Origin of the sequence: Agrobacterium sp. Ap1 (genome assembly GCF_017313375.1) — a bacterium.
Classification (GTDB): domain Bacteria; phylum Pseudomonadota; class Alphaproteobacteria; order Rhizobiales; family Rhizobiaceae; genus Neorhizobium; species Neorhizobium cellulosilyticum.
On sequence record NZ_JAFLMY010000004.1, the window covers coordinates 232,659 to 253,470 of the forward strand.

The 20,812-nt window shown below is 57.2% G+C and carries 20 protein-coding genes; 17 read left to right on the forward strand and 3 right to left on the reverse strand.

Translation table 11 applies throughout. The features are described 5' to 3' along the window. Window positions 1-68 precede the first annotated feature (68 nt). Entirely contained in the window at window positions 69-461 is a 393-nt protein-coding gene (locus JZX87_RS10085) for a hypothetical protein (protein ID WP_206825285.1), read from the reverse strand. Window positions 462-840: 379 nt separating this feature from the next. On the opposite strand from JZX87_RS10085, the gene JZX87_RS10090 reads away from it, so the two are divergent. From JZX87_RS10090 to JZX87_RS10125, 8 genes are all read left to right on the forward strand, one after another. Next, complete coding sequence (locus JZX87_RS10090; protein ID WP_206825286.1) at window positions 841-2,769, forward strand: hypothetical protein; 1,929 nt, start codon at window positions 841-843, stop codon at window positions 2,767-2,769. 116 nt (window positions 2,770-2,885) lie between these two features. Beyond that, window positions 2,886-3,473, forward strand: a complete 588-nt coding sequence (locus JZX87_RS10095) for a hypothetical protein (RefSeq protein WP_206825287.1) — start codon at window positions 2,886-2,888, stop codon at window positions 3,471-3,473. After that, window positions 3,473-4,063 carry a hypothetical protein gene (locus JZX87_RS10100; RefSeq protein ID WP_206825288.1) on the forward strand — a complete coding sequence of 197 codons (591 nt, stop codon included), beginning with the start codon at window positions 3,473-3,475 and terminating at the stop codon, window positions 4,061-4,063. Before JZX87_RS10095 ends, JZX87_RS10100 begins: the two co-directional genes overlap by 1 nt. Next, window positions 4,050-4,457, forward strand: a complete 408-nt coding sequence (locus JZX87_RS10105) for a DUF6950 family protein (protein WP_206825289.1) — start codon at window positions 4,050-4,052, stop codon at window positions 4,455-4,457. The genes JZX87_RS10100 and JZX87_RS10105 overlap by 14 nt, the downstream gene beginning before the upstream one ends. 6 nt (window positions 4,458-4,463) lie before the next feature. After that, window positions 4,464-6,605 (forward strand): phage tail protein, encoded by a 2,142-nt coding sequence (locus tag JZX87_RS10110; RefSeq protein ID WP_206825290.1) that lies wholly within the window; start codon window positions 4,464-4,466, stop codon window positions 6,603-6,605. A 17-nt stretch (window positions 6,606-6,622) separates the two neighbouring features. After that, window positions 6,623-8,911, forward strand: coding sequence for an SGNH/GDSL hydrolase family protein (locus tag JZX87_RS10115; protein WP_206825291.1), 2,289 nt, complete (start codon window positions 6,623-6,625; stop codon window positions 8,909-8,911). Window positions 8,912-9,074: 163 nt separating this feature from the next. Beyond that, window positions 9,075-9,395, forward strand: coding sequence for a DUF7940 domain-containing protein (locus JZX87_RS10120; RefSeq protein ID WP_286194393.1), 321 nt, complete (start codon window positions 9,075-9,077; stop codon window positions 9,393-9,395). Further along, window positions 9,382-9,864, forward strand: a complete 483-nt coding sequence (locus JZX87_RS10125) for a lysozyme (RefSeq protein WP_206825292.1) — start codon at window positions 9,382-9,384, stop codon at window positions 9,862-9,864. The genes JZX87_RS10120 and JZX87_RS10125 overlap by 14 nt, the downstream gene beginning before the upstream one ends. Here JZX87_RS10125 and JZX87_RS10130 read toward each other — a convergent pair. Next, window positions 9,815-10,417 (reverse strand): HNH endonuclease signature motif containing protein, encoded by a 603-nt coding sequence (locus tag JZX87_RS10130; protein WP_206825293.1) that lies wholly within the window; start codon window positions 10,415-10,417, stop codon window positions 9,815-9,817. The two genes, JZX87_RS10125 and JZX87_RS10130, sit on opposite strands and share 50 nt — an antisense overlap. On the opposite strand from JZX87_RS10130, the gene JZX87_RS10135 reads away from it, so the two are divergent. From JZX87_RS10135 to JZX87_RS10145, 3 genes are all read left to right on the forward strand, one after another. After that, entirely contained in the window at window positions 10,396-10,899 is a 504-nt protein-coding gene (locus JZX87_RS10135) for a hypothetical protein (protein WP_206825294.1), read from the forward strand. The genes JZX87_RS10130 and JZX87_RS10135 overlap by 22 nt on opposite strands. Further along, window positions 10,881-11,183 carry a hypothetical protein gene (locus tag JZX87_RS10140; RefSeq protein ID WP_206825295.1) on the forward strand — a complete coding sequence of 101 codons (303 nt, stop codon included), beginning with the start codon at window positions 10,881-10,883 and terminating at the stop codon, window positions 11,181-11,183. The genes JZX87_RS10135 and JZX87_RS10140 overlap by 19 nt, the downstream gene beginning before the upstream one ends. A gap of 162 nt (window positions 11,184-11,345) precedes the next feature. Next, window positions 11,346-11,993 (forward strand): hypothetical protein, encoded by a 648-nt coding sequence (locus tag JZX87_RS10145; RefSeq protein ID WP_286194394.1) that lies wholly within the window; start codon window positions 11,346-11,348, stop codon window positions 11,991-11,993. On the opposite strand, the gene JZX87_RS10150 is transcribed toward JZX87_RS10145, so the two are convergent. After that, window positions 11,932-12,288: a hypothetical protein gene (locus JZX87_RS10150; protein WP_206825297.1), complete on the reverse strand. Its 357-nt coding sequence runs from the start codon at window positions 12,286-12,288 to the stop codon at window positions 11,932-11,934. The two genes, JZX87_RS10145 and JZX87_RS10150, sit on opposite strands and share 62 nt — an antisense overlap. A gap of 422 nt (window positions 12,289-12,710) precedes the next feature. Here JZX87_RS10150 and JZX87_RS10155 point away from each other — a divergent pair, with 422 nt between their 5' ends. From JZX87_RS10155 to exoR, 6 genes are all read left to right on the forward strand, one after another. Then, a complete protein-coding gene (locus JZX87_RS10155; RefSeq protein ID WP_148146396.1) occupies window positions 12,711-12,908 on the forward strand; it encodes a hypothetical protein in 198 nt (65 codons plus the stop codon). Between the two features lie 172 nt (window positions 12,909-13,080). After that, complete coding sequence (locus tag JZX87_RS10160) at window positions 13,081-13,734, forward strand: protein-L-isoaspartate O-methyltransferase family protein (RefSeq protein WP_206825298.1); 654 nt, start codon at window positions 13,081-13,083, stop codon at window positions 13,732-13,734. 218 nt (window positions 13,735-13,952) lie between these two features. Further along, entirely contained in the window at window positions 13,953-14,846 is an 894-nt protein-coding gene (locus JZX87_RS10165) for a PopZ family protein (protein WP_206825299.1), read from the forward strand. A gap of 133 nt (window positions 14,847-14,979) precedes the next feature. Then, window positions 14,980-17,895, forward strand: a complete 2,916-nt coding sequence (locus tag JZX87_RS10170) for a valine--tRNA ligase (RefSeq protein WP_206825300.1) — start codon at window positions 14,980-14,982, stop codon at window positions 17,893-17,895. Between the two features lie 352 nt (window positions 17,896-18,247). Then, entirely contained in the window at window positions 18,248-19,510 is a 1,263-nt protein-coding gene (locus JZX87_RS10175) for an OmpP1/FadL family transporter (RefSeq protein ID WP_206825301.1), read from the forward strand. A 469-nt stretch (window positions 19,511-19,979) separates the two neighbouring features. Then, complete coding sequence (gene exoR, locus JZX87_RS10180; RefSeq protein WP_148146401.1) at window positions 19,980-20,774, forward strand: exopolysaccharide production regulator ExoR; 795 nt, start codon at window positions 19,980-19,982, stop codon at window positions 20,772-20,774. Window positions 20,775-20,812: the final 38 nt, after the last annotated feature.

A 20,812-nucleotide genomic window follows, 5' to 3' on the forward strand; every position in this document is an offset into this window, starting at 1 on the left:
ATGAAAGCCCTGGCAGAATATGAGCGCCGGACTGGCGCCCAAAATTCCTTTGATGATCGTAAGCGATACTACTTGTCCGAGCTGTCGTCTGATGTCGCGTAAGAGCCGCGAATTTCGGATACTACTTGCTCAAGGTTTTTAGCTGCGATGCGCTGGTTAGCTTTCCCACCTTCGTCATCCGCTCTGGCCCAGGGTATGTTTTCAGCATCAACCAGACGAGCCCTGACCTTTTCAGTCACCTTATCGATGTCGGCTTTATCCAAAAGGCCGGCTTCTCGGATGATTTCCAGCAGGAACATCTCTCGAATGTTGGAGAGATTTGTTGAGATTGGGTGCAGTTGGTTGGTCATCTGCCAGCGGCCTTCATTAGTTGAAAGCTGCTGGACAGTTCGTTCAAGTTGCTCGACGCGTTTCGTGACGCTCTGGAACGCGTTGACGATTTCTTGCTCGCTGAGTGGCATTTATCTCTCCCTGTTAGCTTGGCGGGAGTAAATCAGCACGGCGGCAACCGGGAGTCGAGTCAGATAGGATCAAGCAGGCCGTTAGAGACGCACCATTTCCGGTTTCGCTCCTCCCGCTCGGTCAAGCCCGGCCCGAATGGTTGAGAGCATCTTTCTCTCATCCGTCCTTCGTCCTTATGTTGCATCTCGCGATATACCTGCTCCGCCTTCTGTCTCTCAGTAAGCGGCGGATTTAGCCTGCTCCATTCGCTCCAGGCAAAGTAGCCAATAAAGACCAGCACTGCCGCGCAAGTAGCGGCAACCAACCCTTTCAACCAAGAATCCATAACGTCCTCCAATTTGAGGCGGACGATAGTGGCCGGCCGTGAGGACGTAAAGCTTGTCCGATTTCGAACTCATGCTCACCGCAGATTCCAGAGGGTTGGTATCTGGCGAGCGGGCACTAGACAGCATTGCCTCGACTGCGGAGCGTACGCAGACGCGCGCAGGTAAAGCCCTTGAGCACGTTGGAAAAGCCGCAAACGACGTTGGCAAACAGTCCGTATTTGCCAGCCAGCAGATGCGCATGACCAGCATGCAGCTGTCTCAGGTAGCGCAGCAGGCGTCGGCAACTGGAGATTGGCTGCAGGCGATTGCTATCCAGTTGCCCGATCTTGCGCTCGGCCTGGGCCCGATCGGTATTCTCGCCGGTGCGGCTGCTGGTGCTCTCCTGCCGCTGGCGGCGAACTTGATAATGACGCAAGAGGAAGCAGAAGAGCTTGCTGACAAGATCGGCGACCTGGAGAAGGCAACCGATGCCTATGAGAAGGCGGTTGCCAACGCTTCAATGAGCGGCAGTGACCTTGTTGAGAAGTTCGGGGCGCAAGCGAAAGGTGCACAAGAGGTTTACGACGTTCTGCGCCAGATAGCCGAACTTGACTACTATAAAAAGCTTTCTGAAGCTCAAGCAGCCATTGGGTCGGCAATGTCCGATCTTCAGTCATCCGTAGAGAGAGTCCAGTCGGCAACGAAGAATTTCTTTCCGGAAGACGCAATTATGGTAGCGCAGCAGGAGGTGCAGTTTCTCAATCGAGAATTCGGCCTGACACTGATCCAAGCAAACAGCATCAATAATGCGCTTGACGATCTGGCGGCGGCAAAAGGCCCACAGGAAGCCGCCGCGGCGGCAAAGGAATTTTCCGAAGCCATCAAACAAGCAGAGGCAGAAGGTGCGAAGATTTCGCCTCAGATGAAGGAGGTGCAAAAACAAGCACTCCTTACTTACTTAGACACCTCGCGTTTCACAAATATGCTTGGACAAGCAAATGGGGCGGCGGCCACGCTTGAAGGGACTATGTCTGGGGTAGCTGATCAGGCAGCCCGTGCGGCATCAATCTTTCAAGCAATGGCTGCAGCGGGCGGCGCTATTACCGCGAAATACCCAAGCCAGGGCGCGTACGACGGAATAATTCGGACTGGCGATGGGCCTATCCAGGGAAGTTCCGATCCCGATCTTCCGTTCAACGGACCGGTACCTACCCCTCGTGGAACTCCGGAACTAAGCGGCTTTCCATGGGAGAACTTCGGAAGCCGGCGTCGGGGCGGCGGGGGTCGAAGCCCTGCGATGAAGGCACTCCAAGATGACCAGCGCGAAGCCCAGAGGATTTTCGAGGACACCCGAACGGAAGCCGAGAAGTACGAAAAGGAGATGGAGAAGCTTGATGATCTGCATAGCCGTGGCTTCATCAACGCCGACACGTACTCTCGCGCCGTCAAGCAGTTAGGCGACGATTTTAAGGATACAGGAGAGTCCGCGAGGTTCCTTGAGGACATCAATGAAGACTTGAAGGAAGGCATTCTAGACGCGATCGTCGAAGGCGAAAATTTGGGCGATGTCTTCGAGGACCTCGCAAAGAAGATCGCAAAAGCAGCTCTCGAAGCAGCGCTTTTTGGCACAGGGCCTTTCGCGCAAGGCGGCGGAAAATCGGGTGGTGGAGGTCTCGGCGGGTTCCTTGGCGGGTTCCTCGGCAAGCTCTTTTCATTCGACGGCGGGGGCTACACCGGAGACGGCGCCCGCAGCGGCGGCTTGGATGGCAAGGGTGGTTATCTTGCCATGATCCACCCTCAGGAGAGCGTGGTAGATCACACGAAGGGCGGCAGCACGGGTGGCGCAATGCGGGTGACCTTCGCTGTCGATGCCGATAGCAACGGGAACCTTATGCCATTCGTGACAAGCGTTGCCAGGAGTGAAGCGGGCGGGCTGGTCGGCAAGTATGACAAACAGCTTCCCGGACGGGTCAAGGATGTGATGGAGCGCAACGCAGTATGAGCCTTCCCGTTGATTTCCCCGTGAAGTCCGTTCCAATTTTGGATCCAGCTATCGCACTCGGGTACAGCACCCGGCCAGGGCTGCAAGCTACAAATGGGATGCGGCGCTCTCGCGGGATGTCGGGTGCGCAGTTCCGGCTGTCATTCCGCGTTGCCGTCTTTAACGAGCAGATCGCGCGAACCATGCGCGGCTTTTTCTTCAACATGGAAGCTGACACGACCCTCGTCCGCGTTCGGTTGCCGGAAGTTTATGGGATTGATGGGCCGTATGCCGCCGCAACGAGGTCCTACCGGATGGCAAACGCGCTCGGCATCCCGTTCGCGACCGATGCCATGTATGCGACCGGGGTAGGGCATGCCGTCCCGACGCTGGAAACGAGTTTTAGAGACCCGGCCGCTCTCAATGACAGGGAAATTTATGTTACCGAGAGCACCGAAATACCGGGCGGATGCGCGCTCTCGATCGACGAGTTTTGCTATGGCATCGCCGGATCGTGGATAGAAGGAGGAGTGCAGAGATTGCGCTTGTCGCCAGTCCTTAGGAAGCCTGCGGCTGTGGGTGACATGATTTCACTCGCGCCCGTGTTCGTCGGTGTTTGCGTGTCAGATTCCCCTGGGTTCGATGCTCTTTCTCATGGGCGATATGGGGAGCACAGTCTCGAGTTCGTCGAAGATCTCACCCGTCTAGTTGAGGATGTTGATTGATGTTCAGCGAGACGATCAAGCTAGCCACCCGAGGTAATCGAGTTCATTGTGTCGTCCTCGTCGAGATGCAGTTCGTCTCTGGCACTATGTACGTCCACAATGAAGGCGGCGTCCTGCGATCGCGTGGGTTTGATGGAACCGTCGAGGCTATAGCATGGAAGGGGATGCAAGGCCTCGCGCAGGTTTCCGGCCTTGGCGCGTCGAAGATAGGCTCATCAAGACAAGTCACTGCCACGCTGGACATGGAAAACACCACGATCAAGCAATACTTCTTCGAGGCTGATCAGCGCCAGATCAAGGGCAGGCGGTTCCGGTTCTGGGGGCAGTTCTACGACGCCGACCTTCAGCCGCTCGACCCTCGGTTTCACATCTACACCGGGCTTGGTGACAGGTTGCGGATGGAAAAGAGCGGGCCGTCGTCGCGCTCGATAACCCTCATGCTTGAAGACTGGTTTGTTCGCCGCCGTCGCTCGGCAAATTCGATGGTGACGCATAGTGATCAGCAGAAGCGCGACCCCGGATCGACAGGCTTCATTTACGTGCAGAAGATGGTTGACCAGACCTTGAACCTGTTCGATGCGCGAAACTGACCTGCTCGACAAGTACCTGGCGGAAGAGAAGGGGAAGCCTTTCTCTTGGGACAGCTTCGGAACCGGCGACTGCATGACTTTTGTGGCCGGCTGGGGGATGCTTCTCAATGGCATCGATTTCGCTGCGCACCTGCGAGGCCGGTATAGTGATGAGGCCGGAGCAAGAGCGATGCTCAATGCCGAAGGGGGTGCCGTGGTCTTCTTCGACCGCGTGTCGGGGCCCCGCAAGGCAGAAGGCGAGCGCGGCGACATCGGTCTGATGGCTTTCAACGGATGGCACCTCGCCATGATCTGCACTGGCTCGATGTGGGTATTGCGCGCCGGCACAAGCGGCATCCGATACATCCGCCGGCCGCCTGAATTCGTATGGTCGCCTAATCCGGCAAGACCCTGAGGCATCATGAAAAAACCTGACATGACCGAAGTGGGCCGGATCGGCGCACGCAAATTCCGCATGCCTCAAGCGCTCGGATTTGTTGTCCTCGGTCTCCTGCCCAATGCGGCTTTCGCCGGCCTGGTCGGGGCAATTGGCTTCGCGGGCGTGGGCGCTCTGGCTATGGGTATCGGGGCAGGCGTTCTTTTCGGCGCATCGCTCCTGTTGGTCAAACAACAGAAGCCGCCGACGCAGAACCCGGCAGACGTGCAGACCAATATTCGGCAGGAAATCTCAGCTCGCCGGCGCATCTATTCCAGGTATCTGACTGGCTCTGTTATCGTCTTTGGCTTCCGCCGCGGCGAGAAGAGCTACCTGCTTCACTACATCTGCGAAGGACCGATCCGTGGTTTCGTGTCTTTCCGGCTAGATAAGAAGCCGGTCACGCTCGATGCGAATGGGTTTGTCACAGATGCTCAGTATCAGGTGAAGGGCCGCTCTCGGGTTCAGATCCTGAGTAAGATCGGGACGATGACTGATGGTCCGTTTGCCGAACTGATTGCGGCCTTTCCTGAGTTGAATACGCCGCTGACGCCGTTCCGGCATCGCGGCTGCGCGATGGTCCTTCAGATTGTTGAGCAGGTTCCACAGGACAAGCTGCAGGACACGTATCCTAACAACATGCCCAGTCTGCAGTTCCTGGTGGATGGCTATGACCAGGTGTGGGACCCGCGAACCGGAGCGCGCGACCTGTCAGGTAATGCCGGGGCCTGCCTCCTGAATGAGATCATGGACGTTTACGGGCTGACGCCTGACGACGACGATGACATCAACTTTGAGAGCTTCGCGACATTTGCTGATCATTGCGATGAAGATGTGAGCCTGAAAGCGGGAGGCACTGAAAAGCGCTACCGCTGCGCCGGTCAAATCAGCATGAATGCGGAGAATGAAGCCCGCGTTCAGTCGATCACGACAATCTGCAATGCTGACGTCTACATGGACCCTCAGGGAAGAATTGCCGTTCGGAAGAAGATGGGGGAAACTCCTTCTATCGCGCTGAGAGCCAAGAACGGCGACCATCTCGACTTACAGCTTGAGGGCGGACGCTCACTCCAAAGGCTCTTCAATACGGCTCGGTTCACTTACGTTGAGCCGGCTCTCAATTACAAGGCAAACGAAGTCCTTTGGCGGCACCCCGACCTATTGGATGATGACGGGCAGGAATATTCGGAGGCGATCGAAGGTCTGCTCTGCCCATCAGGAACACAGGCCCAACGGTTGGCGAAGCTGGCGGTCTATGAGGCAAATCCAGACTATGCTGGCTCGCTTACCTCCGGGCCTCAGGCGCTCGACCTGGCAGAGGATTACAACTTCACGCTGGACCTTTCACCGGAAGACGACTTCGAGCGGTCGGCCTGTGCCAGCGGGACGATAGAATATGACGGCGAAAGCATGACTGTTTCTGTCCCGTTCGTGGTCTATCGTGATGGCGCGACGAACTGGAACCCTGCGGCCGACGAACAGGACGAGGTAGTTATTCCACTCGATCTCCCTTCAAACGTCGATGACATTGCCCTGCAAGTCACGGTGACGGTGGAGCTTCTGGAAAACTCCGCGCCAGTTCTGCGGTTCGCTTTCGCGGCTGCTGGTGGAGCAACGTTGCCGGATAGCTATTCGCAGCAGGTTCAGGTTTCCCCGGCTGACGCTGATGAGTGGACCGATGCAATCGTCAATCAGGAGCAAAGAACCGCGCAGTTCTCTCCAGTAGCGGATGGCGGGGCTTACGATTGGCGAATCCGAAACATCGCTAGAGGCAAGACCTTCGACTGGCAGGAATCCAGCACCCCGGTGACAGTCGTTGTCGACGGTACTCCGCCCGCTGCCTTGATCAGCTTCTCAGCTTCAGATGGCGTTGGCCAGTTTACGGCCAATTTCGGATCTATCAACGATAGTCACCTTGCGTCGGTAGCGATTTATCGAGTTCCCGTAGGATCCTCACTCAACAAGCCGCTCCATCAGGTCGGCCCGCGCTACGCAGTAGCCCCGGGCATTTCGTATGCCCTGCCAATCACGTCAACGGCAGGCTCATTCAACATCTACGCAGAGCCCTTCAACCGCTCCAGCATCGCCGGGCCTCTTTCAGGACCAGACGGCGCAATCGTTTCCTAATCTCCCGGAGATCATCAATGGCAAGCATAAGTCAGCTTGGCCGCAGGGCCTGGCGCAAATGGGCTATGGACGGCGTTTCGTCATCAGGGGCGAATAAGCCCGACACAGCCGATATTTTCCCGTTTGTCGACGCCGTTGGATCGGCCATCGACGCTCTCTTGTCAGCGCAAGGGGCAGCCGTCGCGAAGGCGGATAAATCCTCATTAGATGCAGTTGCGGGCGACTATGCCAATGGTGACGTTGGTATCGTGTATTCGGGGCCGGATCGAGGAATATACAAGCATAACGGCGTCGGTTGGGTATTCGACCGCATTCTCCCTGAGGATTCCGCACAACAGTTTGCGGACGCGGCGGAGGCGGAGAAGCTGGCCGCACAAGCCGCGAAGGATGAAGCGCTGGCGGCGCGTGATCAAGCGGCGGGCTATGTCAATGATATCGTATCCGAGAAGGAGGTCCCGATCTTCTCGACGATCTCGGGACTTGCTTCGATCAACGTTGATCCGGCCATGACTGTCATTCAGGTCAATGGTCGGGCGTCTGCGACCGACGCGCAGGGTGGCTTGTTCACGACAACCAACACGGGCTCCAATGACACGTTCTCATCGGGCGACGGTCGGACGTGGTATCGCGTCAGCGATGATCGAGACACTGCATGGTTTCGGCTGCGCAACAAGAAGCTTCTCGCGATCGTGGGTTACGCGCTTCTGGCCGGCACTGCCATCTCGATCGCGTGTCAGGGCGACAGCCTCACCTATGGACAGGACACGGTTTCGTCTGACCGCATCGGGCCTGCAGCAGGGCACACGGCGGATCGCGCCTCGATCCAGTACCCGGCTCGAATGCATCTGAGGCTGAATGCCTGCACGAACTCTTCGGTCAACGTCATCAATATGGGGTTCTCTGGCGATACCGCCAAGCTCTCCTATCAGCGCTGGACCTCCAAGCCGTCTGCGCAGCTCGTCATCCTCATGCTTGGAACGAATGACGCGAACGGTATGGCGGGTGCGACGTTCAGCGAATACTGCCTGTTCTATGAAGCGATCGTTCGTCGATATATTCAGTGGGGAATTGGCGTAGTCATCGCCACGCCCAACGCCGTCAGCCTCAACAACGCCAACATCAGCCAGGCGCAGTTCGGCCAGTTCGCGAAGTCGCTGGCGGAAGCCTACGGGTGCCCTGTCTTCGATAGCGTCGAAGTACTGCAGTATTGCTACCAGCCGGACGTTTACTCGGACAGCATTCACCTCAACAAATACGGATATGCCAAGTTCGGTGATGCGATCGCCTCGTTCCTTATGAGCGGCGTTCTCCTTCAGCCAGCGCGCAACATCTCATCCGCCTGCCATTTTCAGCCTATGCGCGGCACGGAGGGAATTGGCGCATTCATGACCGGGGGAACGTTCGGGGCGACGGTGACGCAGAGCTACGTGATCTCCGGGGCGGCCATGGGGATTGCTGAAACGGGCGGATACTCGCAATCCTTCTATCTCGATGCTGAAGTGGCAGACGTCTACATCGCCGGGGCAGCAGATGGTGTGACCTTCGAACTTAGCGCACCGGTCGATGCTTCTGGCAAGGGTATTAATCGCGCCCCTATGAAGAACGCGTACCAGCGCGGCGCCCTCGAAACCACTCGCTATATTGCCGCCCAGTACATCCCGGGTGGAAAGACTTATGTCGGCACGCTTGTTGGCCGTGGTTGGAAAACCATCCGCCTTGTCGGCAAAGGCACTGGCAACGGTGTGGCGTACATCAATGAGTTCTTCATTGAACCGAAAGACCCCCGAGAGGCTGGCGCCGGCGGTGTGAATTTCAATGCCGCACGAGAAGAAATCACCGTTTTTAATAAACCTGCGGAAGGTGCTTCCCTGCCTACCGCGGTCAGTCTCGACGGCGATGTGATTATTCCGCTTCCGGCTGCCTTGTTCAGCCGAAGCAACGATCCCGGAAACTACGCAGCGACCGGCACGGTGGATGTTGAAATCCTTGCGGTGGGGACTCCTGGCGGAGCCAATAACGGCATTCGCAAATTCGGCCTCGCGCGTATGGACAATTCGAACCTTGTCGGGATTTGGCAGCAGTCGACCAGCAATGCCGGGGTGCCTTTGCCGACAGCTGCCGGTGTAGGGTTCACTCCCTATGATCAGGGCCCCGGCTCATTGAACAAGACAAGATACCCGACGACGCAGGAACAAGGTTGGCTTTGGCTGACCTTTTCGGGGACGCCGGCTGGCTATTACAAGATCACCTTCAAATCCGCAGCCCAGCAGGGAGCAGAGGCTACGGCTCTGTACGCTCCGACATGAGCGGATATGAACTTCTTCTGGCCTGCTATCTTTCGGGCCAGATATCGGAAGGCCAGTGGCAGGAGCATCTGAAAGACGAAGTATTCCGGGCGTGGCTTTGCCGAAGATTTCATGTCGAGACGCATGCCCGCCTGAACTGACATCATCAATATCGGAGAAACCAATGAACGGGGAACAACCCGCGCCGGTAACGGCTGCGGTGAAGCGGAGCTTTGTCTCCTCGCTGGATGTGTTCGGCTTGGAGCCGGTCGCGCACTTTGGCCGGGTGTTCAAGCGGGCGTGGTCAATTAGGCTCATCCTTCTGGCGGGCCTGTTCTCAGGCCTAGAGATCGCGCTGCCGATCCTCGACCAGTGGCTCTACCTGCCGCGCGGCCTGTTCGCTGGCCTTTCCGGCTTCACGTCGATGGCGGCACTCGTTTCGCGCCTTGTCGCACAGCAATCCGTATCGACTTCATCGAAGGACAATCCAAATGCCGATCAATAGCACTACATCGACGCGACTAAAAAAAGGAAGCTCCATCGCCGCCGCGGCAATAGCCCTAGTGGCTGCATGGGAAGGAGTTCGCACAGTTGCCTATAAGGACATCGTGGGGGTCCCGACCGTATGTTTTGGTGAGACCCGCGGCGTGAAGATGGGCGATCGCTACACCATGGAGGAATGCCGGGCCATGCTTGGCGATGGCCTAGTCGAATTCGAAGCCGGGATGCGGGCGTGCCTTACCAAGCCCGACAGTATCCCCGAAAAGCCCTACGTCGCTTTCCTCTCGCTTTCCTACAATATCGGCACGCGAGCCTTTTGCGGATCGACTGTGGCTCGAAGAGCGAACGTTGGCGATATTCGGGGAGCCTGCAATGCCATTACGATGTGGGACAGGGCAGGCGGCCGGGTGGTCCAAGGGCTGGTCAACCGTCGTGCTGAGGAGCGTAAGATATGCCTTCAGGGGGCAATCTAGGGTCCCTTTCACCATGCGTTGAAGAAAACCCATATTTTATGTTGGCCTCTAGGCGGCATTGCACCGCCTCAAAAAAATCATCGAAATTACCCAGATAGATGTTGCGTCGACACACCGTGATGTGCGCGCTCCATTTTTCCAGCTTCTTGTCATAGTGCACACCGGTGACACCGGACGTGTTCCTGCGGCTTCGAGATTGGTTCCTGCAATTCAATTGCTGATCGGCCGCTCTAAGGTTGACCAGCCGATTGTCTTCCGGATTGCCGTTTATGTGGTCGACGCCATTGGTAGGCCATACCCCATGAGACAGTAGCCATATCACCCGATGGGCTCGGTTCGGCTTGTTCATCAAGTTGCCACATCGATACCCGTTGGAATCGACGTATGTGAAAGCTTCTCGACCGGCGAATGTCGAGTTGAAGGTTTTAGCGAGAGCGTCTGGCTTGGTCGTATGGCGATAATGATCTGCAGATCTCTCACGCCAAAACAGCTTTCCGCTTTCTGGATCATACTTGAGAAGCGCACTGACCTGTGCGTAAGTCAATTCAGCCATCTGACACCTCATTCGTGTTGGCTTGGTTAGAACGCGTCGACGGCCTGCCAGCCTTCGGCGCGTTCGTCGTTTATACCACGAAAGGCAGGTATAACAAAGTGTTCACCAACCTCTCCGACATCATCAAAATCCCCGTCGCGGTGATCGCCGGCCTTATCCTGGCGGTGCTGGTCTACGAAGGCCTACGCCTACCTTGGATCGGGCAAGTCATCCCCGGCGTCGTTTGGTTTCGCGTGGATGCGGCAAAATCAACTATGGTCACCACCTTCGAACGGGATGCTTTGCAGGCTCAGCTCGACAAGGAGCGCCGTGACAGGGCAAGCGCAGAGGTTGCCGCGACAGAGGCGAAGAAACGCGCTGACGCCACGCTGAAGGCAAAAGAGCAGGCAGACGCCAAGGTTGCTGAGCTAGAGGCTGAAGCCCGCAAAGCAAACCTGCCGGGCTGGACACAGGAGGAGCTGGAATGGTTCGGAAAGCACTGATGCTTTTGCCGCTGGCTCTGCTGTTGATGAGCAACAAGGGATGCCAGACGATCGAGGGACGCTCTCAGGCCGCGGCGGTAGTAACAGGTGAGGCGAAGGCATCAACGCCTCTTCCGGCGCTGGACGCCTCCTGTGATGCAAAGACCGGCCGCGTCATTCCGAAGCCAGACGAACCTCGTGTCGTCACACTGAAGCGCTGGGAGGTGGTTGCCGATAACCGGGACCGCCAGTCGGAAGACTGCAGCGCTTGGTGGGCTGATCTCAGCAAGCGGTGGGGACGCTGATGGGCTGGCTCCACAACAATCCGCCTGCGGTCATGGCGATTGTCGTCTCCATCGTGGTCCTCGTGGCCACGGTTCTCTCATACTGGCTGCTCTCCTGAGCCTGCCTGAATAGCATACGCATAGAAAAGGGCGACGGGACGAATGGCGGCAGGGAATAACGATATGTCGAATGGGAACGGTTTCGATCCAATGGCTCAATACGCTCGATTATCCGAGCGAGTTGAGAACCAGGGGAAGGATATCGTCGATCTCCGATCGAACATGAATACCGGGTTCCAGAGTGTCAATGCAAGTCTGACAACGCTTTCGAATGAGCTTCGCAGCAACAGCAAGACCCAATGGCCGGTGATCTGGGCTGCTGCCGGCGTTTGCTTCACGGTTCTGGCTACAGGCGGGGCGTTCTTCTACAATAGCCTGAGCAAGGGCCAAGACCGTCTCGACACCGCTGTGGTGAAGCAGGCTGAGATCGCGCAAGCCTCGATCACCAAGCTCGCCGAAACCACACAGTCCTCTCTCTCGCAAATCACCTCGACGATGATCACCCGTCAGGAAATGGACTGGAGGCAGGCGAGGGGGCAAGAGGATCGCCAGCGCATGGAGCAGACCATAAAGGATATCCGCGATGGACTCGTTCCGAGAGCGGAACACGAACGGGTCTGGATGAACTACACGAGCAAGGACGAGGATCTGCAACGTCAGCTTGACGAGATGAAGCAGGCGCAGGGCTCGGTCTACGGCCAGCGCGATATCATCCTCGATCTTCGGGAGCGTCTTGACCGGGTAGAGCGCCAGAGACTGGGGCAACCCTAGGCTCCAGCCCGTTCCTCTCCCTCATGGCATCATACCAGTCCTCAACAGCCTTGGCAGCCTGCCAGTGTTCCGGCTCCCATCCCTGATGAGGCATGAGACGTTTCGGAAAGCCATCATGCTGGGCAGCACCGCCGGACCACATGAAATGGCCGCGCTTGGTGTGGGTGGTCTTGTCCCTCATGATTCGGCCGATGTAGAGGTCATCGTCATAGGCCGACCAGTCTTCGTGGCCTTCACCGGGCCATGTGACGCGCCATTCGTATTTCTTCTGCCAGGGTGCCGGTTGATTGGTCATGGCGGTTGAGCCGTAAAGATGCTAAAAAGCCATTCTGAACGCGGCTAAAAGCCGTGTAGAATCAATGGGCGAATAATTGAGAAAAATGGCGTTTCCCGGCGTCATAGTCAGAATGCGCATTGAAAACATTGATAGATGGCAGGATTTGCAGTCCTCTGCGTCACCACTCCGCCACGAGGCCATCCATGCAGTAGTTTGCGGTGTGTGTCGGGGCGTTTAGAACGAATCGAAACGCTGTGCAAGCGCCTTGACGATCAATGCGCATATTTTTCTTGTCGCATCTTGTGTCGCAGAAATTTCATGCAACCACCCAAGTCCCGCCACGGATCATGGTTAATTTTTAACTTCTTTACGCGAGCCTGGAACCGAAGGCGCGTCATGCGCTTTTAAGGCTGTACTTGAAGTGAATGGAGGATTTGCCCGTGCTCACCAAATTCGTCAACGCGTTTCGCCCGTCTGTCGCCGAGGTTGAGGGAACAGGAACCTATCCTGATGGTCTTTTTGCCGCCGCGCTTGCAAATCAGCTGGAATTTGACGGTGCGAGCGGTTTGCGATCCTCCTACGAGAAAGATTATCTGGCGGCGAAAAAGTTGAATCAGCCGCTAAGGCCACATTCATGACGCCTGTTTGAGTGAGACGCCGGGCCTGTCTCCTCGATTCTCTTTTATCTGGCGTTTTCGGCTTCGGTAACGGCACTCTCTGAAGGTTTTTTAATGAGCCGCCATGCGCCGTCTTGAAACCAGTGGGCTGCGCCAGTAATACGGTCGGCAGACAGTATACGAGGCGCAGGACATGATTGATTTCGAGGCCGCCCGGATAAAGATGGTTGAACATCAGATCCGGACCACTGACGTAACGTCGCACTCTGTTCTGCGTGCGTTTCTTTCCGTGCCACGTGAGGCTTTTGTTTCCGAGAAGGCTAAGCCGCTTGCATATCTCGATGCGGATATCGAGCTTTCGCCTGGCCGTTACCTGATGGAAGCTTCCCCTTTGGCTAAGCTGCTTCAGGCAGCCGAGATTACCAAGAACGATCGCGCGCTCGACGTCGGTGCAGGCAGCGGTTACGTGGCGGCGTTGCTTTCGCATTTGGCCGGTTCCGTCACTGCGCTCGAGAGCGATGGTGCATTGTGCGAGCTTGCAGCGGCCAATTTGAATGCGCTGGGCTGTCAGAACGTCACCGTCGTGACGGGCGAGTTGACCAAGGGATATGCGGCGGCTGCGCCATACGATCTCATTTTCGTCAACGGCTCGGTGGAAGAGGTGCCTGCCGCACTTCTGGAGCAGTTGGCGGAAGGCGGGCGCCTCGTTGCTGTGATCGGCTACGGTAACGCTGCGCAGGCAAAGATTCTGCTCAAGGAACATGGGGCCATTTCTGAAAGCTCCCGCTTCAATCTTTCCGTGAAGCCGCTACCGGGCTTCGCCAAGGTCAAGGAATTCGTCTTCTGACATCGGTATAATGGCCGTGACACGAGGGGCGCCAGGCGCCCCTTTTTGTTTTTAGCCAATATCGGCTGTTGCAAACGGGACTCTATGTCTGTGCAAAAGCTGTGTATCGCTGCCTTTGCTTATCCCCGTCACATTGTGTCTTGTCGCCAAGCCCTTACACTAGCAACGAGTTTACCACCGTCGAGAAGACGGTAGCACTCGGCAACTGCGAGGATGAAATGGCTCAGCCAAATGTAGCGCGTGAACCTTCCATGGAGGAGATATTGGCTTCGATCCGTCGGATCATTGAAAGCAATGATCCCGGTTCAGACGCGGCTGGCCTGCACGACGCTTCCTCGACCTTTGAAGACGACGAGATCGAGGATTTTGACGAATCTGCCGCTTTCGTTCCCGATTTGGTGGCTAACGATGCCGGTTTGCCGCGGCAACCGGAGTTTTCTATCCAGCGGGAGCCGGTCGCGGCTCCAGCAGCAACAGAACGATCCCTGTCGCTTGCTGATGTCGCCGCCCGGGTTCGCGCAGCCTCCGCACGGCATCAGGATATGGCGATATCCGGCTCCGGCCGCCCCTCCGATGTCGGCATCCCGTTGATGCGCGATACTGCGCCGGCCGCGAATGAAGCTCCGTCGCAGACTGTATTCAGCGAACCTTCCGCGCCGGTGATCCCCTTGCCGTTGCCCGAGCTGCGCCCGTCTTTCGACGATAGCGCGATAAAATCTCCGGTTGCTCCGGCGAGTGTCGAGGCCGTAAAGCTTGAAGAAGATAAGCCGAGTCAGCTTCCCGCAATTTCGGCGCCTGAGGCTGTCAATTCCGATCATGTAAAGCCGGAACCTGTTGCTTCCACAGAGGTAAGGCCGCAAGCAGTACAGGCGGGAGCCTCGATTGCCATGATGGCCGGCCTTCTTTCTGAAACCGCCGGTGCCCAGGTGGCGAAGTCCTTTGGCGAGCTCGCCGACGTGTTCGATGGCCTGGAGCGGCGCTCTGTCGAGGATATGGCGCAGGAAATGTTGCGGCCGATGCTGCAGGAATGGCTCGACGATAACCTGCCAACGCTCGTCGAGCGCCTTGTTCGCGAAGAAATCGAGCGTGTCGCCCGCGGCCCGCGCAGATAAACGCGCCGTCAAATCGCCGCTTACGCCATTGAATATGGCCGCTCCGGAAACGGGGCGGCTTTTTTATTGACTTGTCACCCCCCACATCTTTAACAACCGACCATCTCATTCATAAATAAAAACGGGTCAGGAAATGCTCGAAAAGACCTACGATTCCGCCGCCGTCGAACCGAAGATCGCAAAAGCCTGGGACGATGCGGATGCTTTCCGCGCTGGCGCCAATGCCAAGCCGGGTGCGGACACCTTCACGATCGTGATCCCGCCGCCGAACGTTACCGGTTCACTGCATATGGGCCACGCGCTCAACAATACGCTGCAGGACATCATGGTCCGCTTCGAGCGCATGCGCGGCAAGGACGTGTTGTGGCAGCCGGGCATGGACCATGCCGGTATCGCAACGCAGATGGTCGTAGAGCGCCAGTTGATGGAGCGCCAGCTTCCCGGTCGTCGCGACATGGGCCGCGAAGCCTTCGTCAACCGCGTCTGGGACTGGAAAGCCGAATCCGGCGGGCTGATCTTCAATCAGCTCAAGCGCCTCGGCGCATCCTGCGATTGGTCGCGCGAACGCTTCACCATGGATGAAGGTCTTTCCAAGGCCGTGCTCGAAGTCTTCGTCACGCTCTACAAGGAAGGCCTGATCTATCGCGGCAAGCGACTGGTCAACTGGGACCCGAAATTCGAAACGGCGATTTCTGATCTCGAAGTCGAGAGCAAGGAAGTCGACGGCCACATGTGGCACTTCAAGTACCCGCTGGCCGGCGGCGAAACCTATACCTATGTCGAGAAGGATGCCGACGGTAACGTCATCCTGTCGGAAGAACGCGACTACATCTCGATCGCCACAACCCGCCCGGAAACCATGCTGGGTGACGGCGCGGTTGCCGTTCATCCGTCGGACGAGCGTTACGCGCCGATCGTCGGCAAGCTCTGTGAAATCCCGGTTGGTCCGAAGGAGCATCGCCGCCTGATCCCGATCATCGCTGACGAATATCCGGAGCCTGATTTCGGCTCGGGTGCCGTCAAGATCACCGGCGCGCATGACTTCAACGATTACCAAGTCGCCAAGCGTAACAAGATTCCGCTCTATCGCCTGATGGATACGGTCGCTTCCATGCGCGAAGACGGCGATTCTTACGCCGAATGTGCAGCAAGGGCGCTTGCCATCACCAAGTCCGGCGAACTGCCGAGCGAGAGCGATGTCGACGAGATCAACCTCGTTCCGGAAGAGTATCGCGGCCTCGACCGCATGGTCGCGCGTACGAGAATCATCGAGGCGATTAATGCCGAAGGCTTGGCCGTCACGGTCAAGGATGCCGAAGGCAACGACATTCCCTATGTCGAGAAGAAGAAGATCATGCAGCCGTTCGGCGACCGCTCCGGCGTCGTCATCGAGCCGATGCTGACCGACCAGTGGTTTGCCGATGCAAAGACGCTGGCCGAGCCGGCGATTGCTTCCGTTCGCGAAGGCCGCACCAACTTCGTTCCGAAGAACTGGGAAAAGACCTATTTCGACTGGATGGAAAACATCGAGCCGTGGTGCATTTCGCGCCAGCTTTGGTGGGGTCACCAGATCCCGGCCTGGTACGGACCGGATGGCCAGTGCTTCGTCGAAAAGTCCGAGGAAGAGGCGCTCGACGCGGCCGTCCAGCACTATCTGGCGCATGAAGGCCCGTGGAAGGCCTGGGTTCAGGAAAAGCTCGAAAACTTTGCGCCGGGTGAAATCCTGACCCGCGACGAAGACGTGCTCGACACCTGGTTCTCATCTGCGCTCTGGCCGTTCTCGACGCTCGGCTGGCCCGACAAGACGCCGGAGCTTGCGCGCTATTATCCGACCAACGTTCTTGTCACCGGTTTCGACATCATCTTCTTCTGGGTCGCCCGCATGATGATGATGGGCCTTCATTTCATGAAGGATGAGGAAGGAAATCCGGTCGAGCCGTTCAACACCGTCTATGTTCACGCGCTGGTGCGTGACAAGAACGGTCAGAAGATGTCGAAGTCCAAGGGCAACGTAATCGATCCTCTCGAACTGATCGACGAATACGGTGCTGATGCGCTGCGCTTCACGCTGGCGGTCATGGCGGCGCAGGGCAGGGATGTGAAGCTCGATCCGGCCCGCATTGCCGGCTATCGCAATTTCGGCACCAAGCTGTGGAATGCGACGCGTTTCGGCGAGATGAACGGCGTTACCCGCAATGCCGACTTCAGGCCGGAAGATGCAAAGTTGACGGTCAATCGCTGGATCCTCACCGAACTGTCGAAGACGGTCGAGGAAGTCACGACGGCAATCGAGACCTATCGCTTTAATGAAGCGGCTGGCGGTCTTTATCGTTTCGTCTGGAATCAGGTCTGCGACTGGTATGTCGAACTCCTGAAGCCGGTCTTCATGGGTGAGGATGAGCAGGCGAAGGCGGAAGCGCAGGCTTGCATGGCCTACGTCATGGAAAAGACCTACGCGCTTCTGCACCCATTCATGCCGTTCATGACCGAAGAACTCTGGGCGCACACGGCAGAGCGTGATGGTCTTTTGGCTCACGGCGACTGGCCAGCTGCTGATTTCAGTGATGAAGAAGCCGCCAGCGAGATCAACTGGCTGGTCGATCTCGTCTCCGGTCTGCGTTCGGCGCGTTCGGAAATGAACGTGCCGCCGTCGGCGACCGCACCGCTGATCGTCGTCGGCGCAAATGAGGTAACGGCCTTCCGCATGCGTCGCCATGAGGCTGCGATCAAGCGCCTGGCGCGCGTCGAAAGCATAGAACCGGCCGATAGCGCACCCAAGGGCGCCGCCCAGATCGTCGTCGGCGAGGCGACAGCCTGCCTGCCGCTCGGCAACCTGATTGATCTGGCCGCTGAAAAGGCCCGTATCGAAAAGGCGATCGGCAAGACGGAACAGGAGATGGAGCGCTTGAACAAGAAGCTCTCCAACGAGAAGTTCATCGCCAATGCAGATCCGGAAGTCGTTGCCGCCGATCGCGAGCGTTATGTCGAACTCGAAGTTCAGCTTGCCAATCTCAAGATCGCGCTGACGCGGATCGCCGAAGCCGGCTGATTTTAGAGACGACTCAGCGATGTCAAATGCCGCATCCAGCCATGGGTGCGGCATTTTCGTATGCGCTTAGATGTCCAATTGCTTTATTGTGCAGATGCGTGGCCGGAGAAAAGGACTCTGTTGCGTGAAGGTCACAGACGCATATTACCACAAGATAAAATTCCAAGATCGACTGCGATTCGTCAATTTTGCGGTAATTTCATCTCCTGTCGGTCGATTCTCTCCCCGTTGCTGAGTAGCTTACGTAAATTTTGAGCGATTGTGCATTGCAATCGTCCCGACGCCCGAAAGTTGTTGTTTAGGATCAACGATCTACAGTGATGCCGGTAACTTACCGGGAGTGGGAGAAAACATGGTAAGACACTTTATTTCAGGCGGAGTTCTGGCTGCGGCGGCGGTCGGTATGCTGCAAACGCCAGCGCTCGCTGGGGGGCTTGAGCGCGGCGGTTACAACATCGATCTCTTGTTCGATACGTCCAGGTTTACGGCAGAGGCGACGTCGACCTTCGTCATGCCGGACCGCAAGCTGAAGAATGTGAGGGATATAGATCCCAGTCCTTTCAATCCTGGCGGCACTCCGCCTACGGGTGGTGGTGGTAATCTGACCGGCCTTCCGACATCGGCAAATGGCAGCGAGGACTACTGGTCGCCCCGTATTGGCGTAAAGGCCGGAATTGGTGACGCTGTAGACTGCATGTTCGATTATTCCGAACCGTGGGGTGCGCACAAAAATCCAGGCCGTAACTGGGCTGGGGCCAACGAGGACATCGAAACAGAGGTAAAGAGCCGCAACTATGCGACCACCTGTTCCTACCGTTTTGATGTGGGACCGGGGCAGCTTCGCCTCATCGGCGGTGGCTTCTACCAAGAGGTATATGGCTTCCAGGAACGTCTGGTTCAGGCGTTTCCTGCCGGATTTCCACTCTCCGGCGTCGGCCGTCTCGATTTGGAAGGCGATGGCTGGGGTTGGCGGGCAGGTGTTGCCTACGAAATTCCAGAATACGCATTCCGCGCGAGCCTGGTGTATAACAGCGAAGTCAAGCTGAACGACATTACTGGCACACTCGATCTCTCCCAGGTGTCGGGAACTCCCAAATTTGATGTCTATGGCTCTCAGGCGATGCCTGATGTTCTTGAGCTCAAGGTGCAATCCGGTATCGCGCCCGACTGGTTGGCATTCGGTTCCGTGAAGTGGACGGATTGGAGCCAGTTGCAGAAGGTGCCGTTCTTCTGCTCTTCCGGAGTTGCAGGTGTCTGCGCCGCCGGCACTCAGGTCACAACACTCGACCTCGGCTATCGGGACGGTTGGACTGTCATGGGCGGCATCGGCCATAAGTTCAACGAGCAGTGGAGTGGCGCTGTCAGCCTGACTTGGGACCGTGGAACGTCGCAAGGCTTTGGATCTCAGACGGATACCTGGGCGCTCGGCGTTCTCGGCAGCTACTCACCGACGAAAAATGTCGAATTCCGCCTTGCCGGGGTTCTTGGTCTGATGACCGGTGGTTCTTCCCGTACCGTTGTACTGGATGGCCTGACTTATGGGCAAAGAGCCAATTACGATTTCGACGACGATATCGTTGCCGCTATTTCGACGGGTATAAAGGTCCGTTTCTGATCTCTGCTTTGTCAAAGACAAAAGCCCGGTTTCGACCGGGCTTTTGCTTGTCGCGGTTATTCGCTTGGCTGCTAAAATACTGTGACGATTTCGCAACACTTTTTTGTGACGATCGCGGCGCGTTTCAAGGCTAGGACTTTTGTCCATTTCCCGCCACAAACGAGGCGCAGCGGTATGTAAGTAGAGAGCACGAACTGCGGGGGCGGAACGTGCGTGTTGGAGTATCATGGGCGGGTTTTCTGAAGATAAACGGGGCTTTGCTGGATTGGGCAAGCGGATTGCGAATTCGTTTTCCGTTGCTGCCGCGATCTTGTTTACGGGTCCAAGTCTTGCCGGAAATGGAACCTACAGTTTCTCTCGCCCATCGGGAGGCAGAATGTCGGGATCGTCTTGTCCTGATCTTCTGTCCGCACGGCCAATAATGCACGCTTCGGCTCCTAGCCGCGAGCGGGTCGAAAGAAACTGAACCATGCGGAAGTCTGGCACTGGATCCATGAGAGTATTGCTTCTTGGAATATCGCTGGCGGCATTCTGTGCCGGGAACGCTCTTGCCTTCGACATCAAGGCAGGTGTGTCGAAAGAATCTGGTCCTTTCGACCTCTTCAAGTTCGGCTTCAAGGCTTACAAGAACGGCCAGAAGGAAGATGCGGTCGAAGCCTATCGCTATGCTGCCGAAAAAGGTCATACCGGTTCGCGCTGGGCGCTTGCCAACATGTATGCCTATGGCGATGGCGTGACCAAGGACGACTATACGGCCTTCAAGATCTATAACGAGATTGCAGCCCAGGGCGTCGAGCCGGGCTCCGAGGACACGGGCTTCTTCGTCAATGCGCTTCTGTCGCTTGCGAGCTATTACAGCCATGGCATTCCGGGCAGCCCGGTAAAGCCCGACCTTTATCAGGCGCGTCAGCTCTATTTCCAGGTAGCCTCCACCTTCGGTGTGGCCGAAGCGCAGTATCAGCTTGCCCGAATGATGTTGTCGGGTGAGGGCGGCGGCTCAAACATCCAGCAGGCCAAGAAGTGGCTCAATCAGGCCCGCAAGACCGGCCATGCCGGCGCCATGGCGGTATTCGGCAATATCCTCTTCCAGGAAGGGCAGGCGGTTCGCGGGCTGGCATTCATGACGGCTGCGCTGGACCGCTGCATCGCCAAGGATTGCGGCTGGATGGAGCAGCTTCAGGAACAGGCATTCTCGGTCGCCGACGAACGGGACCGCCGCGGTGCGGTTGCGCTGTCGCACCAGCTGGCAGATACCGACGACTGACCCGAACCGCGTTTTAAAGCGCGTTCGCGTTGCCCTGG

Coding starts and splice junctions, on each gene's coding strand:
- JZX87_RS10085 (WP_206825285.1), bottom strand. CDS start 461: ATGCCACTCAGCGAGCAAGAAATCGTCAACGCGTTCCAGAGCGTCACG.
- JZX87_RS10095 (WP_206825287.1), top strand. CDS start 2,886: ATGTCGGGTGCGCAGTTCCGGCTGTCATTCCGCGTTGCCGTCTTTAAC.
- JZX87_RS10100 (WP_206825288.1), top strand. CDS start 3,473: ATGTTCAGCGAGACGATCAAGCTAGCCACCCGAGGTAATCGAGTTCAT.
- JZX87_RS10105 (WP_206825289.1), top strand. CDS start 4,050: ATGCGCGAAACTGACCTGCTCGACAAGTACCTGGCGGAAGAGAAGGGG.
- JZX87_RS10110 (WP_206825290.1), top strand. CDS start 4,464: ATGAAAAAACCTGACATGACCGAAGTGGGCCGGATCGGCGCACGCAAA.
- JZX87_RS10115 (WP_206825291.1), top strand. CDS start 6,623: ATGGCAAGCATAAGTCAGCTTGGCCGCAGGGCCTGGCGCAAATGGGCT.
- JZX87_RS10120 (WP_286194393.1), top strand. CDS start 9,075: ATGAACGGGGAACAACCCGCGCCGGTAACGGCTGCGGTGAAGCGGAGC.
- JZX87_RS10125 (WP_206825292.1), top strand. CDS start 9,382: ATGCCGATCAATAGCACTACATCGACGCGACTAAAAAAAGGAAGCTCC.
- JZX87_RS10130 (WP_206825293.1), bottom strand. CDS start 10,417: ATGGCTGAATTGACTTACGCACAGGTCAGTGCGCTTCTCAAGTATGAT.
- JZX87_RS10140 (WP_206825295.1), top strand. CDS start 10,881: ATGGTTCGGAAAGCACTGATGCTTTTGCCGCTGGCTCTGCTGTTGATG.
- JZX87_RS10145 (WP_286194394.1), top strand. CDS start 11,346: ATGTCGAATGGGAACGGTTTCGATCCAATGGCTCAATACGCTCGATTA.
- JZX87_RS10150 (WP_206825297.1), bottom strand. CDS start 12,288: ATGACCAATCAACCGGCACCCTGGCAGAAGAAATACGAATGGCGCGTC.
- JZX87_RS10160 (WP_206825298.1), top strand. CDS start 13,081: ATGATTGATTTCGAGGCCGCCCGGATAAAGATGGTTGAACATCAGATC.
- JZX87_RS10165 (WP_206825299.1), top strand. CDS start 13,953: ATGGCTCAGCCAAATGTAGCGCGTGAACCTTCCATGGAGGAGATATTG.
- JZX87_RS10170 (WP_206825300.1), top strand. CDS start 14,980: ATGCTCGAAAAGACCTACGATTCCGCCGCCGTCGAACCGAAGATCGCA.
- JZX87_RS10175 (WP_206825301.1), top strand. CDS start 18,248: ATGGTAAGACACTTTATTTCAGGCGGAGTTCTGGCTGCGGCGGCGGTC.
- exoR (WP_148146401.1), top strand. CDS start 19,980: ATGCGGAAGTCTGGCACTGGATCCATGAGAGTATTGCTTCTTGGAATA.